Here is a 23,098-nt window from a genome sequence, read left to right on the forward strand (position 1 = left end):
TCTTGTCCAGCCTATTTTGTTCCCGCACAAGCCTGCCGGCACTCCACTATGCACCCGCCAGATAGTGACGACAAATACGATTTTATTCGCGTATTGAGTCGAAACGGATATGAATAACCATCGTAGGAAAATGGCATGAATACCAAAATTTCCCGTGCTAGCATGATTTTTCGTTCAGCTGGCCAGCGCCAGCTTGCATGCCCCCAACAACCTTGACCGACAGGAGCCGTTTCATGATGACACCGCATGCCAGCACAGTACGCCACACCCTGATTGCCCTGGCAATCAGCGCCGCCTTTCCGCTGCAGGCGATGGCACAGGATAGCGTCCCGGCGCCAGCCGCCGACGCGCCTGCCGTCCCGGCGGCACAGACCGGTCCTGGCCAGCTGGAAACGGTGATCGTGACGGCGCAGCGGCGCGCGGAAAACATCAAGGACGTGCCCATGTCCATCGCCACCTTGAAAGGCGACAAGCTCGACACGCTGACGGCCGGCGGCGCCGACATCCGCTTCCTCAACAGCCGCTCGCCCAGCGTCTCCGTCGAATCGGATTACGGCCGCACCTTCCCCCGCTTCTACATTCGCGGCCTGGGCAATACCGACTTCGACCTGAACGCCTCGCAGCCCGTGGGCCTGGTGATGGATGACGTAGTGCAGGAAAACGCCATGCTCAAGGGCTTTCCCGTGTTTGACGTGGATCAGGTCGAAGTACTGCGCGGCCCGCAAGGCACCTTGTTCGGCCGTAACTCGCCAGCCGGCGTGATCAAGTTCGATTCCGCCAAGCCCGTCTTCAAGACGGAAGGCTACCTGAGCGGCGGCTTCGGCAAGGATGGCATGAAGAACCTGGAAGGCGCGTTCAACGTGCCCGTCAGCGACACGGTCGCCCTGCGCTTTTCCGGCCAGACGCAGCGCCGCGACGACCGCGTGCACAACCCGCGCCCCACCGGCACGCGCGATTTCGAAGGCTATGAAGACAGCGCCGCCCGCCTGCAGGTATTGGTCAAGCCCACGCGCGACTTCACGGCCCTGTTCAACGTGCACGCGCGCAATCTCGACGGCACGGCCACCCTGTTCCGCGCGAATATCCTGAAACAGGGCACGAACGACCTCGTCGAGGGCTTTGATTACGACAACTACCCGACCGACGGCATCAACCGCCAGCACCTGAAAACCAAGGGCGCCAGCATGCGCCTGAAATGGGACTTGCCCGGCGTCACCTTGCATTCGATCACCGGCTACGAAAAGCTCGATTTCTACAGCCGCGCCGACGTCGACGGCGGCTATGGCGCCGTGTCCGCGCCGCCGATGGGCCCCGGCTTCATCCCGTTCGTCGTGGAAACGGCCGACGTGATCCCCAACCACAAGCAGATTTCGCAGGAATTCCGCGCCGAGTCGTCTGCCCGCGGCCCGCTGCAATGGATAGCCGGCCTGTTCTACTTCAAGGAAGATATCCAGATCGACAGCATCGGCTTCAACAGCCTGGCGCCCGGCAACCCGCAAAGCCCGAACTACGCCACGCAAAACCAGAGCTCGAAGTCGTATGCGGCCTTCGGCTCGCTCAACTACACGGTCTCGGACACCCTGAAACTGCGCGCCGGCCTGCGCTACACGACCGACAAGAAGGATTTCTCCGCCAAGCGGGTGGAGGCGACCACGGCCGGCCCCTTCGACTTGCACGACACCTCGCACAACGTCAGCTGGGATTTGAGCGGCACCTATGTACTCACGCCGGAAACGAATGCCTACGCGCGCATCGCCACCGGCTACCGCGCGCCGTCGATGCAGGGCCGCCTGAACGGCCTGGCCGACCGGCCTTCGTTTGCGGGCGCCGAGAAAGCGCTGTCCGTCGAGGCGGGCATCAAGCAAGACCTGTTCGACAAGCGAGCGCGCCTGAGCCTGGCCATATTCCAGTACCGCGTGAAGGACAAGCAACTGACGGCCGGCAGCGGCGCCGTCAACATGAACCAGCTGATCAACGCAGACAAGGCCACGGGCCGCGGCGTGGAACTCGATTTCCAGGCGAACCTCAGCGATTCGCTCAGCATGACCCTGGGCGGCAGCTACAACCACACGGAAATCCAGGACAAGAAGCTGTTCGTGCAAAGCTGCGGCAATGCGCAAAACAACCCGGCCAGCGGCTGCACCGTGACCGACCCGCTGGGCCCGTTCAAGGGCACGGCCTACATCGACGGCAACCCGCTGCCGCGCGCGCCGGAATGGCAAACCAACTTCACATTAAAGTACAGCATTCCCCTCGCCAATGGCGAGTTCTACGCCTACACGGACTGGGCCTACCGCACCAGCTACAACTTCTTCCTGTATGAAGCGAAGGAATACAAGGCCAAGGAACTGCTCGAAGGCGGTTTGCGCGTCGGCTACAAATGGGACAAATACGAACTCTCCGCGTACGGCCGCAACATCACCAACCAGATCCAGTCGCTGGGCGCGATCGATTTCGACAACCTGACAGGCATCGTCAACGAACCGCGCACATATGGGGTGCAGTTCAAGGCGACGTTTTGATGGCGGGAAGCTGATAACAGGCCATTGATGCTGGCCCATCGCTCAGGCACAAGATGGCGTAATACACATCACCTGTGCTAGAATCTCGCCGCGCTGCCCGGATGGTGAAACTGGTAGACACTGGAGACTTAAAATCTCCCGCCTGTAAGGGCGTGCCGGTTCGATTCCGGCTCCGGGCACCAGCGCACAGAATTCAGAAACATCAAAAAAGCCATTTAACCCCAATAAATCAGCGGGTTAGTGGCTTTTTTTACGTCCGGGCATTTCTCTTAATCTCAATTAAACCCGACAAAAACCTCTAGCGGTTACGCCAGATTTACGCCGTGATTACGCGAGCGACGCCGGCGCCGGCGCCATCATGGTGGCCCTGCTCGCCTGGCTGTAAGTTCACCAGCTCGACCTGATGACCAATGAGAAAACGCGCAAGCACGGCATCGCCTTCAAGTTCGAATTCAACAACCGTGAAACAGTCGATATCTCGATCAAGCTGAACCTGACCGAGCGCATCGCGGTCAAACCGGCGAGGCCGGTTGCCTGGACATCCAGCATCCGGCCGAGATAAAGCACATGCCGCCCTACCGGGACAAGTTCTGACAGCAGTACGACGTCCCCCCTGCTGAAATGGGCCGCGCGGCACGCTGACAGCACGCCCGCCTAGTCGGTGCGGACCATGGGCGAACAGTTGATCGTCTTTTCCCGAGAGACCACCTAACGCGCGGCGTGATTACGCGGCGATGTATCCGCAAGCGTCTGAGGCACGCGAGTCCGACGACACTATCCACACGAAGCATTACCCCGACGGCGACGTGGTGGAGTACGACCATGAGGACGACGCCCTGCCCCCTGCCCCGGCGTGATCGCCGCCATCACCGCCCACAGAGTGACGTCAAACGCTCTCTAGAAAAGCGGCTGACCATGGCCGTGCGGCGGCGATAAAAGCCAGCGAGGACGAGCTGGCGAGCACCATCAGCTTGTTCAAGCAGCCTCACGGCGGCGTCAAGGCCGGCGGTGCCATTCGAATCCAAAAAAATGAACCTAATTAGCTCTCTGCTGACTAATAGAGAGCCAATCTTAACAATCTATCAAAAAGAAAATTATATACAGTCACAGTTTCAAAAAACTGATGACGGAATGAAATTTAATTTAGCATCAAATTGTCAGATTGAGAAATTCACTCAGCCAATTAAGGAAGACGCACCGAAGCAACCAATAGAATCAGGCACCATTTCTTATACCGATGAAATACAAAAATACAAAAATACAAAAATACAAATTATCACACAATTTCATAAGCGCGTTTCGCACACTCTCACCTGCTCGACCTCATCGCCAGAGGAAAAAAATATTCGTAATGCTTAGGGATCTGTCCGCTTTCCAGCAAGAATCCTAAGCATGAATTCAAAGATGGTTCATACTGGAGAAATTATCATGCACAACAAAAATGTTTATTGGGACGAGACCATGATGCAGAACGATTTTCATCAGCCGTCAATATTGGCAATCGGCGACAGCTGGTTCTGGTATCCTCTTCCTGGTGGCTCATTATTAAGCAAATTAGGAAATTTGGTTGAAAAAAAGGAACATTACATTCTAGCTCACGGAAATAACGGTGCCGAAGCCTACGATTATGTTTACGGAACCTATAAAAGAAGAATCCAGACCGCATTACAACTACATGGGGATTCTTTGTCGGCTGTTTTCATAAGCGGTGGAGGGAACGACTTCGCCGGCCTATCCGATATGCGCCCGCTACTGCTAAAAGACTGCTCCGCCTGCACTTCGGCTGAAGCTTGCTACCGATCCGGTGATGACGAGCAAAGCCTGAACCGATTTTTAAATAAAGTTACGGGAAGCTTCATCGCTCTTATCGACAAGATAATTGGTGCAACTTGGAATACGACGCAAAATGCAACCGGACCAACGAAGATCTATTTACATAACTACGACTATGCTCGGCCAACAGGTATCGGCATCTTTGGTGCCGAAAGCAAATGGCTGCGAGCATCGCTAGTAGTCGCAAACGTGCCTACCCACCTGCAGGATTCCTGCATCCGTTTTTTGATCGACGAGTTCACTTTGCGGTTGAAGGGGTTGGTCGCTCGTTATCCCGGCCGCGTTCGTCTTGTCGATAGTCGCGGCACCTTAGGTGACGACGACTGGGCTAACGAGCTTCATCCAACGTCGACGGGTTTCGAAAAAATTGCGCACAATGTGTGGCTACCCATATTGCAAGGCGATGGACTTGCACCTAAGTGATAACTAGTTCAAGAAAGGTATGGAGGCTTCCTCAATTCCAGAAAATCCTCTTGTATCTTGCCCAATAGCATGTGCTGGCCGAGGTGCGGCATCTACGCGTAACTCTTCCTTGTCTGTAAATTCCGACACCTCCATCACCTCTACTTCTTCACCTTGCCGCGACTGTCATCACGATCAATTCCCACACCCGGGCTAACCTGCTCCCACTGACGTTTTTACAACACCCCGCCCCCCCTCTCCCTCCTCCAAAGCCCCCTACTGATATAATACTTACAATCAAGTAATATTCCGAAATGTGCGCCTCCAGGCTCCCGCAACCGTCTGTGTACTGCTAGCCCATGCGCTCTCTTTTCGACCACGAGATCATCAAACAGCTGCACAGCGGTGTCCGCTCACGGGTTTACCGTGCCAGGGCTGCCGATGGCACCGCGTTGATCGTCAAGCAACCCAATCAGCAGTTCCCCTCCTTTCAGCAACTGGCGCAATTCAAGCGCGAGTATGCGATCGCGCGCCGTTGCCGCCATCCTGGCGTGGCGCATCCGCTGGCGCTGCAGCTGCACGGCGGGTGCTGGACGATGATCGTGGAAGATTGCGGCGGCCAGGCGCTCGACCAGGTGTTGCGTGCGCAGGTGGCGGCGCGCAGGATGCCGTCGCAACCCGCCTTGGCGCTGGACGATTTTTTCGACATCGCGCTGCAACTGTGCGCGGCGCTGGACGAGGTTCATCGTCAGGGCGTGATCCACAAAGACATCAATCCCGCCAATCTGGTGTGGAATGGCGGCCGGCGCCTGCTGCAGCTGATCGACTTCGGCATCGCCTGCGAACTGCCGTACGAAAGCCATGGCATCGCCAATCTCCAGACGCTGGAAGGCACGCTGCGCTACATGGCGCCGGAACAGACCGGACGCATGAACCGGCGCGTCGATTGGCGCGCCGATTTCTATGCGCTGGGCGCCACCTTCTACGAGCTGCTGGCCGGCCAGGCGCCGTTCGAGACGGGCGACGAGATGGAACTCGTGCATTGCCACATTGCGCGCAGTCCCGACTGGTCGCACCCGGCGCTGGCAAGCTTGCCTGGCCAGCTGCTGCCGATCATCCAGCGGCTGCTGGAAAAAAATGCCGATCAGCGCTACCAGAGCCTGCAGGGCTTGCGCAGCGATCTCGAAGCATGCCGCGCGCAAAAGCCGGCGCAGACGCTCAAGCTGTCCGACCACAACGGCCATTTCCTCGTGCCGCAAACGCTGCACGGGCGCGAGGATGCCATCGCCGTGCTGCTGGCGGCATTTGAACGCAGCGCCGCGGGCAGGTGCGAGATGCTGCTGGTGGCCGGCCATTCGGGCATCGGCAAGTCGGCGGTCGTCAACGAAGTGCAAAAGCCCATCATCGCGCGGCGCGGCTGCTTCCTGTCCGGTAAATTTGACCAGCTCCAGCGCGACGTGCCGTATGCCTCGCTGATCCAGGCCTTCCAGGAGCTGGTGCGCCAGCTGCTCGGCCAACCCGAGGAAACGCTGCGGCAGTGGTCCGCCAAACTGCACGAGGCGCTGGGCAGCGGCATCGGCATGCTGATCGAACTGATTCCCCAACTGGCGCTGATCGTCGGCCCCACGGACGCAGTGCCCGCGTCGGACCCGGCACAGGCCCAGCTGCGCCTGGACCGCCTCTTTCCCCGCTTCGTCGAAGTGTTCGCCTGCGCCGGGCATCCGCTGGTGCTGTTCCTCGACGACCTGCAATGGGCCGATGCGGCCACGTTGCGAATGATCGAACTGCTGATGGTCTCCTGCGACAAGAGCTGCATGCTGTTCATCGGCGCGTATCGCGACAACGAGGTGAGCGCCGACCATCCGCTGATCGCGCTGCGCGACAAGCTGCTCGCCCGCGAGGTACGCCTGTCGACGCTGTTACTGAGCGCATTGACCGAGCCGCAGGTGGCGCAAATGGTCTCGGCCACCGTGCGCGTGGCAACCCACGATTGTGCGCCGTTGACCAGCATTTGCTACCGCAAGACGGCCGGCAATCCCTTTTTCCTCAACCAGTTCCTCGCTTCGCTCAATGAGACGGGCCATCTGCGCTACCGGGCCGCCGACGATTGCTGGGACTGGGACCTGCCCGCGATAGAACAGGCCAAATATACCGACAATGTGGTCGAGGTGCTGCTGGAAAAAATCCGCCGCCTGCCCACGGTGACGCAGCATCTGCTGCAACTGGCCGCCTCCTGCGGCAACCGCTTCACGCTCGATACGCTCGCGCTGGCAATGGACCGCGCTCACCGCAAAACGCAGCAAGACCTGTGGCCGGCGCTCAGGGCGGGCTTGATCCAGCCGCTCGACGAACGCTATAAGTACGTCAGTGGCGACAGCGATGCGGCCAACAGCGGCGTCGCTTACCGCTTCCTGCACGACCGGGTGCAGCAGGCCGCCTACCTGGTCGCCGACGACGCTACGCGCGTGGCCAACCATCTGCTCATCGGCCGCTTGCTCCTGCGGCATACGGCGCCGCAGCACCAGGACGCAACACTGTTTGAAATCGTCGAGCAGCTCAACGCCGGTCGCGCGCTGATCAAGGATGCGGACGAGCGCGTGCAGCTGGCGACGCTCAATCTCCAGGCCGGCGTCAAGGCACGGCGTTCCGCCGCGTTCCAGTCCACCCTGGAACACATGCGCATAGGTCTCGAGCTGCTGCCGGAGCACGCATGGAGCGTCCACGCCAGCCTTTGGCTCGACCTGCAGCTGGGCGCGGCCGAAGCGGCTTACCTGTGCGGCCAGTTCGATACGGCCGAGGCGATCTATCCACTGGTGCGCGCCCGCTCCCTGAGCCCCTTGCAGCAGGTGCGCTGCATTGCCATCCAGGCGCACCAGTATCAATTGCAGGGCCGCCTGCTCGACGCCATTGCCGTGCAGCGCGACGGCCTGGCGCTGCTGCACATCGACATCCCGCACGATGTGGCGCAGATGAAGGCGCGCTTCAGCGATATTCTCGCCGACATCGGACAGCAGCCTGGCGCGCACGCGCCCGACACCCTGCTGGCGGCCGATGACATGTGCGAGCCGGACGCCGTGGCCGCGATGCAGATGATGCAGGGCCTGTGGATGGCCAGCTACTACGCCGGCCAGCAGGATCTGAGCGCGCTGATGGTGGTGTCGATGACGCGGCTGTCGATGCAGCGGGGGAACAGCGATTTCAGCGCTGTCGCCTATGTCGGCTACGCGATGATGCTTGCGCTGTACAGCGGCGACATCGCGCGCGGCTACGCCTTCGGCGCGATGGCGATGGCGCTGGCCAGGCGCCGTGCCAACCTGCAGACGCGCACGCTCACGGGCCTGATGTTCGGCGCGCTCAGCAACCACTGGACGCAGCCGCTGCGCAGCTCCGACGCCCTGTACGAAGAAGCGTTTGGCTGGGCGCTGGAAATCGCCGACTTCGTGCAGGTCGGCGTGGTGGCGGCCGTGCGCGCCACCGACCGTATCATCCTCGGCGACTACCTGCCGCACCTGATGCACGACATCGAGCACGACCTGGCGCTGATGCGCGCCAACGGCCAGCAGGCGATGGCCGATTGCTGCGTCGCCGCCGCGGTCCAGCCGATCAAATGCCTGATGGGTCTCCTGCCACGTCACGACAGCTACGATGATGGGGCCTTCAGCGAGGCGCGCTTCCTCGATCAGTATGGCGGCTCGCAGCTGTACCGCGCCTACTTCTTGCAGGGGAAAATACGCAACGCCTACCTGTTCGACAGCGCCGACGCCGAGCCGCTGGCCGGCCAGCTTGGCAGCGTCACCCAGATCATGCGCGGCCAGGCCAAGGTTGCCGAGTGCAGCTTCTACGCCGCGCTGATCCTGATCCGCGCCTTGCGGCGCGATCCTGCGCGTGACGATGCGGGCGATATGCTGGCCGTGGTCGGCACGCTGCAAACGAGCCTCGCCGAGTGGGCCAGGCAAGGCTCGGACAATAGCGACGCCAAGCATCTGCTGGTGATGGCCGAGATGGCACGCTACCGGGAAGACCTGCAGCTGGCCACGCGCTGCTACCAGCAGGCGATCGACGCGGCCGGCCTGGCGGGCTACGTCAACATACAAGCGCTGGGCAATGAACTGTGCGGCGAATGCTGGTTCGATCAGGGACAGGCGCGCGTGGCCGGCATCTTCATCCAGGACGCCATCGCGCACTACGGCCAGTGGGGCGCGCAGGGCAAGGTGGTGCAGCTGCAGGCGCGCCATGGCGCACTACTGTCAAGGATGGATGGCCGCGGCGCACAACGTCATTCCGTCTCCCACACGCACGGCAGTTCAGCGCTCGACCTGGCGTCGCTGCTGAAAGCGTCGCAGATCCTGTCGAACGAAGTGGGCCTGCGCAGCGTGCTGACGCGCCTCATTACCATCGTGTGCGAAAACGCCGGCGCGCAGGTGGCGCGCCTGCTGCTGCTGTCCGAAGGCAGCTACCAGCTGGAGGCCAATATCGATGGCGATGTCGTCACTGTCCTGCAATCGCGCCAGTTCGACCTGAACGCCGCCAGCGACCCGCAGTTCCCGCTGTCGCTGCTGCGCTACGTCATTCGCACCGGCGCCGAGGTGATCGAAGACTGCATCACGGGCGCCTCGCGCTTTGCCGCCGATCCGTACGTGCAGTTGCACCTGCCGCGCGCCGTCATGTGCCTGCCGATACGGCACGGCGGCCAGATCGGCGGCATCCTGTATTTCGAGAACCGGCTTGCAGAAGCCTCGTTCACGGAGGAACGCGTGGCGTTCCTGCGCATGCTCGGCGCCCAGGCGATGATCTCGATCTCCAGCGCCAGGCTGCATGACAGCCTTGAACGGCGCGTTGCCGAACGCACGGAACAGCTGGAAGACGCCAACCGCAAACTGGCGACCTTGTCCATCACCGACGGTCTGACCGGCCTGGCGAACCGGCGTCATTTCGACGACGTATTGCGTGCCGAATGTGCGCGTGCCACGCGCGTCGGCCGGCCGCTTGCCGTCATCATGCTCGATGTCGACTACTTCAAGCGCTTCAACGACAGTCACGGCCACCAGGCCGGCGACGCATGCCTGGTGCGGGTCGCGCATGCGCTGGCGGCCGGCATGCGGCGCGCGGGCGACCTGACGGCGCGCTATGGCGGCGAAGAGTTTTCGATCGTGCTGCCCAACACCGGCGCGGACGAAGCGCGCCAGATCGGCGAAGCACTGCGGCGGGCGATCGAAGATCTGGGTATCTCCCACGCGAACGCGGAGGCGCGGCAGGTGACGATCAGCGTCGGCATCGCGGTCCAGCCGGCACCGGGAGCCGCCGATCCGGACGCCCTGCTGCGCCTGGCCGATGCCGCGCTGTACCACGCCAAGGATGAGGGACGCAATTGCGTGGTGCTCAGGGTGCTGCCGCCTGGCTGACCGGCAGCGCCGCGCACCGCATTCACGGCGCCGGCGATGCCTCAATCGCTGCCGTGACTGTTCTCGCGCGCCTGCTGCCGCGCTTTTTCGCTTGACGCCAGCCCGTTGAAGAACAGATTGAGCAGCACGGCAACGATGGCGGCCAGCAGGATGCCGCTGTGCAGCAACGGCGACAGGACTTTCGGCATGTGCTGCGCATATTGCTCGGCCACCAGCGGCAGCATGCCGAAGCCGATAGCCAGGGCCACGATGAACAGGTTGTTGCGGTTGCTCTTGTAGTCGACGCCGGCCAGAATGCGGATGCCCGTCGCGGCGACCATGCCGAACATCACCAGCCCCGCCCCGCCCAGCACGAACGCCGGCACGGCTTCGGCCGTCTGCGCGATCTTCGGGATCACACCCATGATGAGCAGGAGGATGCCGGCCGCCACGCAGACCCAGCGGCTGCGCACGCCCGTCACGCCCACCAGGCCCACGTTTTGCGAAAACGACGTGTACGGGAAGGTATTGAAGATACCGCCGATCAAGGTTCCCAGACCATCGACGCGCAAGCCGCGGCTGATGTCGGCCTGTTCGATACGCTTGCCCGTCATCTCGCCCAAGGCCAGGAACATACCGAGCGACTCGATCATGACGACGATCATCACCAGGCTCATGGTCACGATGGCAACCAGGTCGAAAGTCGGCATGCCGAACTGGAACGGCGTAACGATGGCGAAAGCCTTGGCGCTGGCCACCTTGGCGAAGTCGGCCTTGCCCAGCGCAAACGACAGGGCCGTGCCGGAGATGATGCCGATCAACACGGCGATATTCGACAGGAAACCACGGCCATACTTGGCCACCAGCAAGATGACGGCCAGCACGAAGAAGGCGATGCCCATGTTGTCCAGCGCGCCGTAGCCGGGGTTGGCGATCAGGGGCACGGGGCCAGGCGGCGCGGGCAAGCCGGCCGCCGTGGCGGCAGCGGCCATCTTGAGAAAAGCGGGATCGGCGATCTGCGCCATGGCGGGCGGCCCGCCCATGGCCCAGTTTACGCCCACGCGCATCAGCGACACGCCGATCACGGCGATGATGCTGCCCGTGACCACGGGCGGGAACAGGGCCAGCAGGCGGCTGATGAAGGGCGCGATCAGCATGGAAACGACGCCGGCGCCGATCACGGCACCAAAGATGCCGGTGATGCCCAGGGCCGGATTGTTCGCCATGGCCAGCATGGGACTGACGGCGGCAAAGGTCACGCCCATCATGACGGGCAGACGGATGCCGAAATGCTTGCCGATTCCCAAGGACTGAATCAGGGTCACGAGGCCGCAGCAGAACAGGTCGGCACTGATCAGCGCCGCCACCTGCTCGGGCGGCAGCTTGAGCGCGCGGCCGACGATCAGCGGCACGGCGATGGCGCCCGCATACATGACGAGTACGTGCTGCAAGCCCAGGGTGAACAGTTTCCCGGCCGGCAGCACTTCATCGACGGGGGACGGAGCGGCAGGCGTGGTACCGGACACGCCGCGGTGGATGGATTTCAGACGGGGAGAGGCCATTTACGCTCCATTTCCTGGGTTACTGCGGCACGGATGGGTGCAGGTGAAAAGGAAAAGCAAGACAGAAACGGGACGACAGAAACACACTAGCGGCCGATGATGCATGCGAAGCTCCTTGGATGGAATGACCGAGGTAGCCATGCACGCTTCGTGCCAGGTGATTGTATACAGAGATTGTGCCGAAAGTCAGCAGAAATCAGCTAATCAGGCGGTGAATGCACCGTTTTCTCGCATGCCGCCCCGCATCTGCACCAGAAGGCGGCGGCGCTGGCAGGCCACGGGTGAATGGGGACTGCTGCCTGGAACGCCTGTCAAAAACCAATGCGCATCGTCATTTGCGGCCGGCGATGCTCACTGCCTCGGCGGCACGCTGCTTCGGGCAGTGGCGTTTCTCGGGCCAGCGGGACGCCGGGCCTTCCTTGCGCCCGTCACGGTTTTGGTGGGCGCTATCAGGCGCAGTCAGGCGCCATCAGGCGTTGTTAGCCGCCCGCACAGGCATCGAGCAGCGCTTCCAGCTGACGCACATGGGCGGCACGCAATTGCTCGCGCGCCAGCAAGGCTTGCACTTGCTCGAAGATGCCGTGGGCTGGCACCGCCGGCAAGGCGGGCGAGGCGGGGCGCGTGGCGATGCATGGCGCGCTCACCGGCCACGCTTGCACCTGCGATGCTGGCCCCCATGCCGCACAGCCGGTCAACAAGCTTACCAGCAATAAACTGGCTAAACGATTGGCGAGGCTGCCTGCATGCCTTCCGGCACGTTCGCCTGGCGGCCTCATGGCATTTCTCTGGCGATCAAGGCCTCGGCGGCACGGCAGGCGTCGCCTTCGGGCGGCAGCGCCAGGATGCGCGCTGCCGCCGCTTGCGCGTCTGCCTGCCCGGTCTGCGCTGTGGCCAGCGCCTGGCGTACCCGCGCCGACCGGCGTGCGCCCTCTTCCCGCATCGTGTCGAGCGCCTGGCTCTGGCGCCGCAACACGGCTTGCACTTCGAGTACTTGCGCCGCGCACGCGGCACGGCCCGTTTCGCGGCCCCAGCGCTGGGCGCAAAACACGGCCGTGCCCAGCAACAACAGCATGGCCACAATGCTCCAGGACGGCTTCATGCCAGCACCTTGCGCGCAGCCTGGTACAAGGCCAGGCGTTCGGCCAGGCCGTTCACACCGCCGTTGATGCGGCGCGTCACCCGTTCCTGGTCACCCGCGTCGGCCAGGCGGTTCAAGCCGCGCGATTGCCAGAACCAGCCCGCCGAGCGACATGCGAAAGTCGTCTGCTCCAGCAACTGCGGCGCCGCCAGCAAGTCGATATCCAGCGCCACGCCGCACGCCGCGTAGTTGGCGCGCCCCGTCACCTGCAGCAAGCCGCGCCCCTTGAAGCGCACGCCATCGCCAGCGACCACATTACCCAGGTCCGCGCGTCCTTCATAGGCCGTGCCGCTGGCCAACTCGCGCACATAACGCAACTGTCCCGATTCGTGCCCCACCTGCGCCAGAAACGCCGCCTGGCGCAGCGGCGTATCGATGCTGAACTCGCTCATCGCCGCATTCAGCGGAGCCAGGAACAGCGTAGCGCGGCGGCCGGCCAACGGCATGATCTGCATCAATTGCGCGCCTGTCACAGCATGCCCCGCACATCCTTGACGGCAGCGGCCGCATCGGCCGCCAGTTCGCCGATATCCTTGCCGCGCCGCTTGTCGAACCAGCGCACGCAGGCGCCCAGTACCCACCAGGCAGGCAAGCCGGCCGCCACCATCAGCGGCGCGGCGATAAATAAAAATCCCGTGGCCGGGTCGCCGCCATACAGGCCCGCCACGGTTTTCGCACTGTCGAACAGGCTGGGCCACCACGACAGCACGGCGGCCACCAGCACGGGGCCAAGAAAGGTGGAAATGATGATGCTGGAACAAAAACGAATAAATGCCTCCTTGGTAGTTTGGGGCCACATGAACATGAAGCCCAGCGACGTGGCGGCGGCGCCGGCCAGCACGGGCACGCCAAACAATTTGATCAATGCGCCGCCGGCGGCGGTGGTTTCGAGGGCCATGGTTGCCTTTCAGGTGATGGAAATGAAAAAACCCGCCGAAGCGGGTTTGTGGTGACGATGAATGATATGGACTAGGACGCCTCGAGCGCAGCAAGGCGCGCCTCTGTTCTGGAGATACGAGCCACGAGGCCACGGGCGATAAACAGATTGAGCTGATCGTTGCGCAGGGAATACAGACTACCTGCCTCCCTGATGACCACTTGCGTTGCCTCCACGGCCTCAGCTGCAGGAACAACGACATTCCCATCGGCATCGGTAAAAGCAGGCTGAGGGGGCACGGCCGGCCGATAACCCAGCTCCTCCTCCCACTGGTCGAAACAGATGAATCCGTATTCGAACGGATCGAGTCCATGCTGCTCCATGATGGCAATGATGCCCTGGACCGTGCCGCCGACGTGCCGGCGAGCATCCGCCCCTTTGGCCTGGATCGACTCCAACCACTTGTAAGTGCCGACACTTTCAGCGATGGTCTCCGCCGCACTGATCTCAGCGTCTGTCATTGGGCGGATAGGTGTCTTCATCCTGGCGTCCGAGGTATTGATGGCGCCTGTAACGGCATATACGGTGGTGTATCTGGATGCGGGCGCGCCAAGGGACAACACGCTATCTGACGTTGGGTACAACTGTTGCGGATTAATGGCGACGATATCGCTTAACACGCCACCTTTTCGCAACTGAAATGCGAACGTAGAATCCACGGCACTGTTATTGCATAACATCCGCCCACACAGGCCATTGGCGTTATACGAATCCCATATTGAGGGATTCAGGCCCGAGGCCTTCGCAGAGAAAACGCCGTATCCGTTTTGTCCCTGGGAGATAATTTCAGTTGACCCCCCGGATGTTACCGTCAACGTAGGAGAATTCATCGCTACTGAAACTAAATTGCTGAACGTCATCACCCCGGTATCCGCTACACGGAATCGCTCAACCGAATTTGTAATCATTGACAGTGTGCCTGCTACAGGCGAGTACAGGCCATACCCGCTGGCACCGATCAGGTACCCGACAGTCGACCGCACTGGTCCTGTGAATGAAGGGTTGGACTTCGGAGCCAGTAAATTCATTGCCTCCTGCTGGAGAATACTCACGGGTTTGTTAGCATCAGATGTATTGCTCACTTTATCCAGGGACGCTGCATTTGCCTTGAGGTCCAGCGCTTCCTGCTGCAAAAGGCTGATCGGTTTATTCGCGTCGGCTGTATTGTCCACTTTACTCAGGCCCACATCGTTTTTGCTGCCTGACGTGGCCACCGCCGCAAACTGTGGTTTACCAGTAATGCTGCCCCAGGTCGGCACATATGAGCTCGGCAGGGCGTCAGTAATGCCATAGCCAGCCAGCGTTGTCGCGCGCACCGCTTTTTTGGTATCCAATTCGGCCAGAGCCGCCTGCACGTTTGTCGCAACGATGCCACCCGCCGGCGTGCTTGCAACTTGCGACGCCACGTTCGTCGGAATCGTCACCCAGGCGCCAGCCTGGAATACGCGCAGGCAGCCGCCGTTCAGCACCGTGTCCCAGTAGGTCGCGCCGGCCAGCAGCGCACCGCCATTATTGTCAACGTCCGGCGGAAGCGCCTTGGCGCCAAGATAGCGCACTTCAAGCGATTTGAGCGCTGCCTCCGCCTTTGAGGCAGCGATGGCAGCAGTACCATCCGACTCTGCCGCCGCAGCGGCTGCAGCCGCCGAAGCAGCAGCGCTCGCGGCCGCCGCCGCGGAATTCTGCGGGATATCGACAATATCCTTCGCCTTGGCCAACTGGTTCAGCTGATAGATCAGATCCTGCTGGCCGTATTTAAAAGCATCAGTCATTACAGCTCCTCGACTTCAATGGTGGTGGTATATGCCTGGAAAGATGGCGTGGTGATGGCGGCCAAGTTGGCCAGGCGCCCATACACCTGGTGAGTCTGCTCGAGCTCGACGTCGTCGCTGTCCGGAAACAGGCTGACAAATAGCGGATGCGACAGACCATTCCCGCGCACGATGCGCCACAGCTCGGCTCGATCCATTGGCGTCATGTGGTCGAGAGAAATCGACAGTTTTCGGTACAACGCACCGCGCTCGACTTTCTGCTCGCCGGCGCCATTGCGGTACTGGCTGCTGGTATCGCATGGCGTGACGCCGGCGCCGTAAGATGCGTTCTGCTCGGGGCTCCACCAGGCGCCGGCCACCAGGCGCGCAGCCTCAATGTAGCCGGCAGGGTTGTCGGGATCGACCAGGTCGATCACCAGTTTTTTGACGCTGCGCATCTGGAACCAGCTGCGGCCATACGTGCCACCTCCGTAGCTGAATGCATTCACACCGAGGGGCAGCGCCCCCCAATTCCACATGCCCAGTCGCGCGTACTCGCATGCCGGCACGGTGCCGATATCGAAATCGGGTACGGCATCCCCTGGCTCGACGTAGCCGCGCACGCGAATCGTCGCCGTCGGCGTCAGGTTGCAAAATGGCAGAACCACGCCGCCGATGATCTCGGGCGTGGGCCAGGTGGCCGTAATGGTCAAGGCCTGGCCGAGCGAACGCAGCACGTCATACTTGCCCTCGTGCTGCAGGTTGGCCGGCCCCAGCGCGCCAGCCTGGCTGGACGCGGTCAGCACCGCCCGGTCGCCGGCGTTGTCATGGATGATGCGCAAGTTGTTCATACGTCACTCCGCGCTGGCCAAACAATGGCCTCAAGTTCTTCAAAGGAATTCGCTGCCGCGATCTGCTGGCGCAAGTGAAGGCCAATGGCGAATGCCTCGGCAACTTGCGCCCCCAGAGCTGCGCCAACGGCGATCATGCCGGCAGCATCGAGCGTCAGGTGGGTGTTATTTGATAAGGTCCAGTCAATGCTGTATGGCCGGCCGGCAGCCTGCGCCATCAGGGCCAGCTGCGTCGCACCAACTATGCGATCCTTGTCTGCCTGGTACACGACGCCATCGCACGCGAAATCCGCAGCTTCAGCCATACAGCGTGCCGCCTTGATGCGATCCCAAGTGCGCGCTTTGACGCCATCCAGCGTTCTTGCATCTATCCACATGTCTGCCGCCACATCATATTCGTGATATTCGCTGGGCTGGGGCGGTATCGTTTTTCCTGTGCGCTCGTTTGTTTGAGTGCCGTCACTGTTAATAATTATTGTTCCCATTAAAAATTCCTTGCGATCACAATCGCCTGACATTGTTTAACATAAAGCTTGCCCATATTCGCAGCGGTAAGGTATGCATTGGTGCCGGAAACACCGAACTGCACGGTGTCACCCACGTTGATATCCAAGGTAAGTCCGTAGACCGTTGCGGCAGGAGCATCGCCATCCTGCCGCTCCTGGACTCCGCTCAACCAGAGCCAGTTCCCGCCATTGATGCGATACCAGATGCTCAGTTGATCGTCGACCACCGCCGTGCAAACGATTGAAAAAAAGACTCTGCCAGAGCGGATACGGAGCGCGGCAGGCCACCCTGGAGCGTTGTGCTTGAACAGCACTTCCAGATTCGTAAATACGGCAGCAGAATTGAGCGACGAAGCTTCAACAAATACTCCGGATGCGGACGATTGCAGGGAAATCGATGGATAACCGGGTTCGAAAAATGCCGTTGCAGCGGAGGCAGTGCCAACAGACACACGTGCAGATGAAAGATCGCCAGAGAATGTACCTTTCACAGCGTCCAGCTCACCGGAAAATTTTCCTTTGGCTGCATCCAACACACCGGCAAAGCTGCCCTTCGCCGCTTTTAACTCACCGGTGAAGCTCCCATCGACACTGTCCAGATTGCCGCTGAAAACGGCGCGGCCATTAATGATGGAAAAGCCAGGCGCATAGATATTGCCTGCCGCATCGATCTGCACATACTTTCCCAGGCCCGGATTGCCAAACAGCAATCCGTTCTCGCTCAGGTGGAAACCGCTACCGCCATTGCTTGGCCATGCATAGGCATTGTTGGGATAACCACTGCCGCCGTGCAGCGTCGCGCTGTAAATATCGCCGGCAGTAACTTTGCCGAGATCGGCGGAAATCGCACTCAACTGCCCCACCTTCAGCGCATTCAGATACGGCGCCGCCCACTTGGTCGTGCCGCTGGCCGGATTGAAAATACCATCGGACCGGTACAACGATTCACCTGCGCCAAACAGCGGCGGCGAACCCTCCCACACCGTGCCGGCGCCCCAGGTGTTAATTGGCGGGAAAGATGCATCGCCCTGCGTGCTGAGCGTCACCGGGGCGCTGGCCAGCGACAGCAGCGTAGTCTTGCTGTAGGCAACGCGAGCAGAATTGCCCGTCACGCCATCGAAAATCTTGCTCACCGTCTGGCTGGCCGTGTAGGTCAAACCGTCAGCCACAATGGTCGCCGTGATCGTCACGCTGTCGCCCACCATGCCGGCATACGCCAGGCTGGCCACGTTGCCGACGCGCGTCAGCACGCTGGCATTGCTGGCGGTGAACGCCACCTGGCCCTGCATATTCACCAGGCCAGCCGTGAAATCGATGCTGGCAGGAGCGGCAATAGTCGTGGCGGCCACCTTGAACGCCTGTGCAGTCGCCGCCAGCAGCAGCACGCGGTCGTTGGCCGGTGCGAAGCGCGGCACGGTACTCATGATCAACCTGTCGCGCTCCCCCACAATCGCGCTCATACGAGCACCCCCACCGTCACCCGGCCCGTCAGCCAGAAGCGCGACAGCAGCACCACCACGCCCGGCACGCCATCCTGCAAGCCAAAGCGCTCGGCGCGCAGTTGTACGGGCTGCCCCAGTTCCAGCATCATCATTTCGGGTTCTCCATCGAATTCGTAAATGGTCCGCGGCACCTTGTTCAAGGCCAGGCGCCGCTGCGCTTCCGCGCGGGCGTCGGCCCGCGTCTTGAGGCAGGTATCGATCTGCGCCGGGTCGTCGGAAAGGCGGTAACGTGTGCGCACGGCTTCATCGACCACCGTTTCGGTCAGCCATTCCGTGGCATACAAATCCGCATGCGCGGGCGGAATGCTGGTCATCAGGCCGGCCTGCAGCGTGTAGTTGCGGTCAAAGCCGATCTTCACGGCCGCCGTCACGGGCAAACGCTGAGCGGGACGCAGCGAGCGTTCGCGCATCTGCTCCAGACCGATCGCCACCGGCACGCCGGCGGCCGGCAATGCGATCTGCACCAGGCGCAGCTGGCCGGTGCGCGACATCAGCGCTTGCGCGCCCACGCTCGCCGCCAGCTGCTGGATGGCCTGCGCCTGGTTCGTGCGGTCCGCAACATACAGCCCCACCGGCTGCGGGTGGGCCGCATCGAAGGCAGCCAGGTTGTCCATATCCAGGTCCGCCACGGTAAAACGGTCGGCCGCCTTGCCGTAGGCCGTGGCGATGCGCTGCACCAGCGGGGCGATGCGCGGCGCATAACCGCCGCCCTTGTCCCCCTGCACGCTAGCCGTGATCGTGGTGGAAAACGGATCAGTCGTCAGCTTGAAGCGCCCCGTCTGGTCATTCAAGCCCACGGCAATCGGCTTGCCGTTCGTGCGCACCTCGAACGTCGACTCGACCGCGCCGAGAAAACCATATTCCAGGGTGGCGGGATTGATCAGCAAGGGCGCCACGTTGTGACACTCGCCAAACGGTATCGGCAGGATGGCGTCCTTGTTGGGCGTCGTGCCGCCCAGCTTGGTTTCGGAGATCGGCGTATTCAGGCGCTGCAGCTTGTCGCGCAGCACCAGGTTGACCGACTCGCGCCCCGCACTGGCCACGTCGGCGATGATGCCGTCGAAGACCAGCTGGAAGTCGGCCCGTGGCCAGGAAGGATCGCCGGCCCAGGCCTTGACCGGCCGGTTCATCCAGACGTCATCCAGCCAACCATCGAGAGCCCCGTCGGCGTTATCGAGTTCGATATCGCCGCCCGACAGTCCCGCCTCGCCGGACAGGCTGACCTGTTCCGTGAAGGCCAGGCCGCCCTTGGCCAGCGGCAGGTAGGCGGTATTTTCCGGCACCTCCTGCGGGCCGGTCACGTAGGGCCGCGAAGCGATATACCGCGTCACCTCGCTGCCGGCTACATTCACTTGCGCCTCGATCAGCACCATGCGGATGGCCGACGGGCTTTGCAGCCATTTCTGAAATTGCGCATCAGTCATGCGTATTCTCCTTTCACCGCATTGGCCCAGGCGGATGCCCGGGACGATTTATCCACGCCATCGACCACCGTCCTGGCGGCATTCGCGTTCGATTCAAAGGTGGCCTGGATGGTGGCGCCCGTTTGCGCCCGCTGGTCGGCGCGCAAGCCTTCCAGCTCCACGCGCATGGCCTGGTTGTCTTCGCGCAGGCCGCGGATTTCGGCGACCAGGACGTCGGAGCCGACGTTCGCCGCCAACGAGTAGCGCACGGGGTCGAAGACGGCCGCTGCAACAGGGGAAGTCATCGCTGCCAGCGCGGCGATGACGGGAGGATTACCGAGTTGCACACCCAGATCCGCCGCACCGCCCATCGCCGCCCGCAGGCCGGCAATGGCCTGCGCCACCGTCAGCACGCTGTCGTTAATGGTGATCAAGCCCGATACCTGGGCATTGAGCGCATCGAGGCTGGCCTGCTGCACGTCGACCTGCGCGGCTGCCCATTTCAATGCTTCCTTGTTCGCTTCCACCACACGGGCATAGTCCGCCGCATAGCGGGCGTCGGACGCATTGACCACTTGCGATGCCGTCAAAAACGCCTGTTCGGCGGCAGACAAGCCCGATTGCGCCGTCGTGTCGCCCGCATTCGCGGCCGCCAGTGTCTTCTCGAACTGCGCCCGCGCCTCGGCGTATTTCTGCTCCGGCGTCAGCGTCGACTGGGCGCCCAGCGCCATGCTGGAATTGAGCCCGTTCAAAGTCGTCACCCACGATTTCGACTTCTCCAGCGCCGACTTGGCCGCCGCCGATTCCGTCTCGTAGGCTTTGGCCAGCGCATCCTTCGCGCTGGTTACCGCCTTGACGGCCTGTATCTGGTCGAACAGCCCCCGATTGACTTCGGCAACGCTGCTGCGTTGAACAGCCAGCAACTGCGCTTCCGTCTTCGTCAATTCGTTCAACTGCTGCTGCATATCTTTGCGCTCGCTGGCGATATCGCTGGCTGTCTTGCTCACTTCGGCGAGCTCGCCGGTGGCGGCGGAAAGGTCTGCCGCATAGTCGGCCGCCTTTTTGAACGGCTCGGCGATGGCAAGCAGCTGCACATACATGTTCTGGCCGGCGGCCGTGTTCAAGTCCTGTGCCAGCACCAGCGCCTTGAATTGCTCGCTCGTCGTCACGCCGGACTGTCCCATCGCCGCCATCGCGCTGCGCACCGATTTGGTGATGGGATCCATCTGCTCGGCTTCGCTCAGGAAGTTCTGCACGAAGAAGCTGGTGCCGCTGGTCAGGGTATCGAGATCGCCAGCCGCGTTAATCAGGCTTTCGCTCAGGGCCACGGCGGCAAGACCGGAGCTGTTGAACGACTTGCCCAACACGGCCAGCACGTCCGTCACCTGCATGTAGTCATTCGCAACGCGCGCCAAGGTTTCCAGATAACCCTCGCCGACCTTCTGGTACTGCTCCAGGCCACCAACGCCAAACTTGGCCATATCATCGCCCAGCTTGGAGAATGCGGCTTCCAGCGCTTTCTGAATCTCATCGCCCTTCAGGTCTTTCAGCGATATCTTTCCCATATCGACCACGAAGGACTTCAACCGCGCATTGAATGCATCACCGTCCATCCCAAGCACGCCGGCCGCAGCCTTGACGGTGTCGGACAGGCCGAGAATAACTTTACTGAACTGGTCGTTCGCTTCGCGATCAAGGCCACTCAAGGCCGTACGTTTCTTGTCACGGGAAAACCAGCCTCCCGACGTTTTGGTATCTGTGTACTGACTGGCTGATACGCCACCCGCCTGAATGCTGTCAAGCGAAGCTTTGTTCAACATTAGTCCTGTGTCAATCGTCGTCGTTTTACCACCGAAGATGGAACCAAGGATGCCGCCAGTGATTTTTCCTACCAGCCCACCCGTCAGCTTATCGAGTGTAAGTCCAATGACGCCGCCAGTGATTGCAACGGCAAGCGCGGAAGAACCAAATGCCGCCGCGCTGCCCTTGTTATCAGCGGCCATAACGCCAGTTACGCCGGAATTGCGCACCAACAGCCCGCCCAAGCCACCAATGCCTGTCGCCACCTGGCGCAGCGAATAGGCCATCGAGGCGGAATACGCCAGCCCCAGGCCGGAGTTTTTCTCCATGATTTCCAGTGAATTCGCAATCGAATTACTTTTCGCGGTGGAGTCCCCCAATACCGTACCAGTACCGGTGGCCGCCTGCCGGTCCCTGGCCGTAGTATCGGCACCGCCACCACCGGAAACAGCGACCCCAATTGCCAGCAGCATGCCAGCCACCATCGCAAATGCACCGATATTGGCGGGAAATGGCGCAGCCAACGACGCGGCGAGAGCCGACGTGCCATAAGCGCTGGACTTGGCAGCTTCTGCGGCAGCTACTGGACCAACAGAGGCCGCAGTACTGGTAATCTCGGCCGTCGTCGCCGCAGTTTTCGCCGTTGTCACCAGGGTGATATTCGTCAGCTTTTCAAACAGCGACTTGGCATTCATGGCAAATTCATAGGCGCGAAAACCCTTTTCCACCTTTTCCATGACTTCATAGCCAGTCGAATGTTCCTTGAAAAAGCCTTTTGCCGCCGTGGCCATTTCGCGGTACTGCCTGACCGTCGACATGTGTTTTTTATCTTGTGCCTTGTCCTTGTCTTTGTCGGTCTTTGCTTCGCCCATCTCCTTGACAAAGGTAAAATCGATATCGTCCTGTGCCTTACGGAAGCCCAGCAAGGCCGTCGTCATCTTGCCGATGGTGCCGCCGACCTTGCCAAACGCCGTCTCCAGTTTTTCAGCAAACGTCTTGGCAAACTCCCCCGCCTCCTTCCACTCCGCCTCGCTATACTTACGCGTGGGCGCCGCCGGTGCCGCTTTTGCCTTCGCATCGGCCGCCACTTTACCGGCGGTGTCCAGCTTGTCCTGGCGCTGTTCTTCCAATGCAAACGCACCATATTTGGCACCCGCGCCGGCTGTGGCAGGGCTACCTTTGGCGCGGAAAGCAGCCAGCCGCGAATAGGCATTGCCCAGGCCACTTACCATATTGAAGGCATCGACCAGCGATTTTTCCTCGCTGGCATTCACTGCACCCAGGGCCTTCGAGGCGGCGGTGGCGGCGCGTGCCTGCTCCGCCAGGGCGCGCAGCAACAGCGCCGACGATTCCGCCTCTGTATTGGCCGCCTTCATGCCCTCGGCCGCAGCCAGGCTGGCCTCGCTAATTGCTTTCAGTACCTGAGCGGTGTCGGTCGCCTTCGTCAAGTCAATGACAAGTTTTAATTCTGTTATCTCTGGCATGTTTGGCCCATAAAAAAAGCCGCGCATGG

Annotated in this window: 16 protein-coding genes and 1 tRNA gene; 6 read left to right on the forward strand and 11 right to left on the reverse strand. The window is 61.4% G+C overall.

From position 1 onward, the window contains the following. Window positions 1-236 precede the first annotated feature (236 nt). The 6 genes from AC3RCG_RS18130 (at window position 237) to AC3RCG_RS18155 (ending at window position 10,159) form a co-directional block, all read left to right on the forward strand. Complete coding sequence (locus tag AC3RCG_RS18130) at window positions 237-2,522, forward strand: TonB-dependent receptor (protein WP_492402988.1); 2,286 nt, start codon at window positions 237-239, stop codon at window positions 2,520-2,522. A gap of 95 nt (window positions 2,523-2,617) precedes the next feature. Beyond that, window positions 2,618-2,704 (forward strand) — tRNA-Leu (locus tag AC3RCG_RS18135). A gap of 218 nt (window positions 2,705-2,922) precedes the next feature. Next, window positions 2,923-3,084, forward strand: a complete 162-nt coding sequence (locus AC3RCG_RS18140; protein WP_275528109.1) for a phage tail protein — start codon at window positions 2,923-2,925, stop codon at window positions 3,082-3,084. A gap of 467 nt (window positions 3,085-3,551) precedes the next feature. After that, window positions 3,552-3,881, forward strand: a complete 330-nt coding sequence (locus AC3RCG_RS18145; RefSeq protein WP_492402735.1) for a hypothetical protein — start codon at window positions 3,552-3,554, stop codon at window positions 3,879-3,881. 33 nt (window positions 3,882-3,914) lie between these two features. Further along, window positions 3,915-4,778: an SGNH/GDSL hydrolase family protein gene (locus AC3RCG_RS18150; RefSeq protein WP_205602260.1), complete on the forward strand. Its 864-nt coding sequence runs from the start codon at window positions 3,915-3,917 to the stop codon at window positions 4,776-4,778. A 338-nt stretch (window positions 4,779-5,116) separates the two neighbouring features. Further along, window positions 5,117-10,159: a diguanylate cyclase domain-containing protein gene (locus tag AC3RCG_RS18155; protein ID WP_492402733.1), complete on the forward strand. Its 5,043-nt coding sequence runs from the start codon at window positions 5,117-5,119 to the stop codon at window positions 10,157-10,159. Window positions 10,160-10,200: 41 nt separating this feature from the next. Here the strand turns inward: AC3RCG_RS18155 and AC3RCG_RS18160 are convergent, their stop codons facing one another. The 11 genes from AC3RCG_RS18160 to AC3RCG_RS18210 form a co-directional block, all read right to left on the reverse strand. After that, on the reverse strand, window positions 10,201-11,700 hold the full coding sequence (locus AC3RCG_RS18160; protein WP_227741997.1) for a nucleobase:cation symporter-2 family protein: 1,500 nt from the start codon (window positions 11,698-11,700) through the stop codon (window positions 10,201-10,203). Between the two features lie 479 nt (window positions 11,701-12,179). After that, on the reverse strand, window positions 12,180-12,344 hold the full coding sequence (locus tag AC3RCG_RS18165; RefSeq protein WP_162995725.1) for a hypothetical protein: 165 nt from the start codon (window positions 12,342-12,344) through the stop codon (window positions 12,180-12,182). Window positions 12,345-12,472: 128 nt separating this feature from the next. Beyond that, window positions 12,473-12,799 (reverse strand): hypothetical protein, encoded by a 327-nt coding sequence (locus AC3RCG_RS18170; RefSeq protein ID WP_070220917.1) that lies wholly within the window; start codon window positions 12,797-12,799, stop codon window positions 12,473-12,475. Continuing rightward, window positions 12,796-13,293, reverse strand: a complete 498-nt coding sequence (locus tag AC3RCG_RS18175; RefSeq protein WP_409028405.1) for a glycoside hydrolase family 19 protein — start codon at window positions 13,291-13,293, stop codon at window positions 12,796-12,798. The genes AC3RCG_RS18170 and AC3RCG_RS18175 overlap by 4 nt, the downstream gene beginning before the upstream one ends. A gap of 14 nt (window positions 13,294-13,307) precedes the next feature. Then, window positions 13,308-13,736 carry a hypothetical protein gene (locus AC3RCG_RS18180; RefSeq protein ID WP_070313495.1) on the reverse strand — a complete coding sequence of 143 codons (429 nt, stop codon included), beginning with the start codon at window positions 13,734-13,736 and terminating at the stop codon, window positions 13,308-13,310. Window positions 13,737-13,807: 71 nt separating this feature from the next. Beyond that, window positions 13,808-15,544, reverse strand: coding sequence for a tail fiber domain-containing protein (locus AC3RCG_RS18185; protein ID WP_070220924.1), 1,737 nt, complete (start codon window positions 15,542-15,544; stop codon window positions 13,808-13,810). Continuing rightward, window positions 15,544-16,374, reverse strand: a complete 831-nt coding sequence (locus tag AC3RCG_RS18190; protein ID WP_070313494.1) for a hypothetical protein — start codon at window positions 16,372-16,374, stop codon at window positions 15,544-15,546. Before AC3RCG_RS18190 ends, AC3RCG_RS18185 begins: the two co-directional genes overlap by 1 nt. Next, window positions 16,371-16,859 carry a DUF4376 domain-containing protein gene (locus tag AC3RCG_RS18195; RefSeq protein WP_070220928.1) on the reverse strand — a complete coding sequence of 163 codons (489 nt, stop codon included), beginning with the start codon at window positions 16,857-16,859 and terminating at the stop codon, window positions 16,371-16,373. The genes AC3RCG_RS18190 and AC3RCG_RS18195 overlap by 4 nt, the downstream gene beginning before the upstream one ends. Continuing rightward, on the reverse strand, window positions 16,859-18,340 hold the full coding sequence (locus AC3RCG_RS18200) for a hypothetical protein (RefSeq protein ID WP_492402729.1): 1,482 nt from the start codon (window positions 18,338-18,340) through the stop codon (window positions 16,859-16,861). The genes AC3RCG_RS18195 and AC3RCG_RS18200 overlap by 1 nt, the downstream gene beginning before the upstream one ends. Continuing rightward, a complete protein-coding gene (locus AC3RCG_RS18205; protein ID WP_492402727.1) occupies window positions 18,337-19,806 on the reverse strand; it encodes a hypothetical protein in 1,470 nt (489 codons plus the stop codon). The genes AC3RCG_RS18200 and AC3RCG_RS18205 overlap by 4 nt, the downstream gene beginning before the upstream one ends. Continuing rightward, window positions 19,803-23,069, reverse strand: a complete 3,267-nt coding sequence (locus AC3RCG_RS18210; RefSeq protein WP_492402725.1) for a hypothetical protein — start codon at window positions 23,067-23,069, stop codon at window positions 19,803-19,805. The genes AC3RCG_RS18205 and AC3RCG_RS18210 overlap by 4 nt, the downstream gene beginning before the upstream one ends. Window positions 23,070-23,098: the final 29 nt, after the last annotated feature.

It is taken from the genome of Janthinobacterium sp. GW823-FHT01H08, from assembly GCF_058797855.1.

Bases quoted from the DNA above. Each gene is read 5' to 3' on its own strand.
- AC3RCG_RS18130 (WP_492402988.1), top strand. From the start codon at position 237: ATGACACCGCATGCCAGCACAGTACGCCACACCCTGATTGCCCTGGCA.
- AC3RCG_RS18145 (WP_492402735.1), top strand. From the start codon at position 3,552: ATGAACCTAATTAGCTCTCTGCTGACTAATAGAGAGCCAATCTTAACA.
- AC3RCG_RS18150 (WP_205602260.1), top strand. From the start codon at position 3,915: ATGAATTCAAAGATGGTTCATACTGGAGAAATTATCATGCACAACAAA.
- AC3RCG_RS18155 (WP_492402733.1), top strand. From the start codon at position 5,117: ATGCGCTCTCTTTTCGACCACGAGATCATCAAACAGCTGCACAGCGGT.
- AC3RCG_RS18160 (WP_227741997.1), bottom strand. From the start codon at position 11,700: ATGGCCTCTCCCCGTCTGAAATCCATCCACCGCGGCGTGTCCGGTACC.
- AC3RCG_RS18170 (WP_070220917.1), bottom strand. From the start codon at position 12,799: ATGAAGCCGTCCTGGAGCATTGTGGCCATGCTGTTGTTGCTGGGCACG.
- AC3RCG_RS18175 (WP_409028405.1), bottom strand. From the start codon at position 13,293: ATGCAGATCATGCCGTTGGCCGGCCGCCGCGCTACGCTGTTCCTGGCT.
- AC3RCG_RS18180 (WP_070313495.1), bottom strand. From the start codon at position 13,736: ATGGCCCTCGAAACCACCGCCGCCGGCGGCGCATTGATCAAATTGTTT.
- AC3RCG_RS18185 (WP_070220924.1), bottom strand. From the start codon at position 15,544: ATGACTGATGCTTTTAAATACGGCCAGCAGGATCTGATCTATCAGCTG.
- AC3RCG_RS18190 (WP_070313494.1), bottom strand. From the start codon at position 16,374: ATGAACAACTTGCGCATCATCCATGACAACGCCGGCGACCGGGCGGTG.
- AC3RCG_RS18195 (WP_070220928.1), bottom strand. From the start codon at position 16,859: ATGGGAACAATAATTATTAACAGTGACGGCACTCAAACAAACGAGCGC.
- AC3RCG_RS18200 (WP_492402729.1), bottom strand. From the start codon at position 18,340: ATGAGCGCGATTGTGGGGGAGCGCGACAGGTTGATCATGAGTACCGTG.
- AC3RCG_RS18205 (WP_492402727.1), bottom strand. From the start codon at position 19,806: ATGACTGATGCGCAATTTCAGAAATGGCTGCAAAGCCCGTCGGCCATC.
- AC3RCG_RS18210 (WP_492402725.1), bottom strand. From the start codon at position 23,069: ATGCCAGAGATAACAGAATTAAAACTTGTCATTGACTTGACGAAGGCG.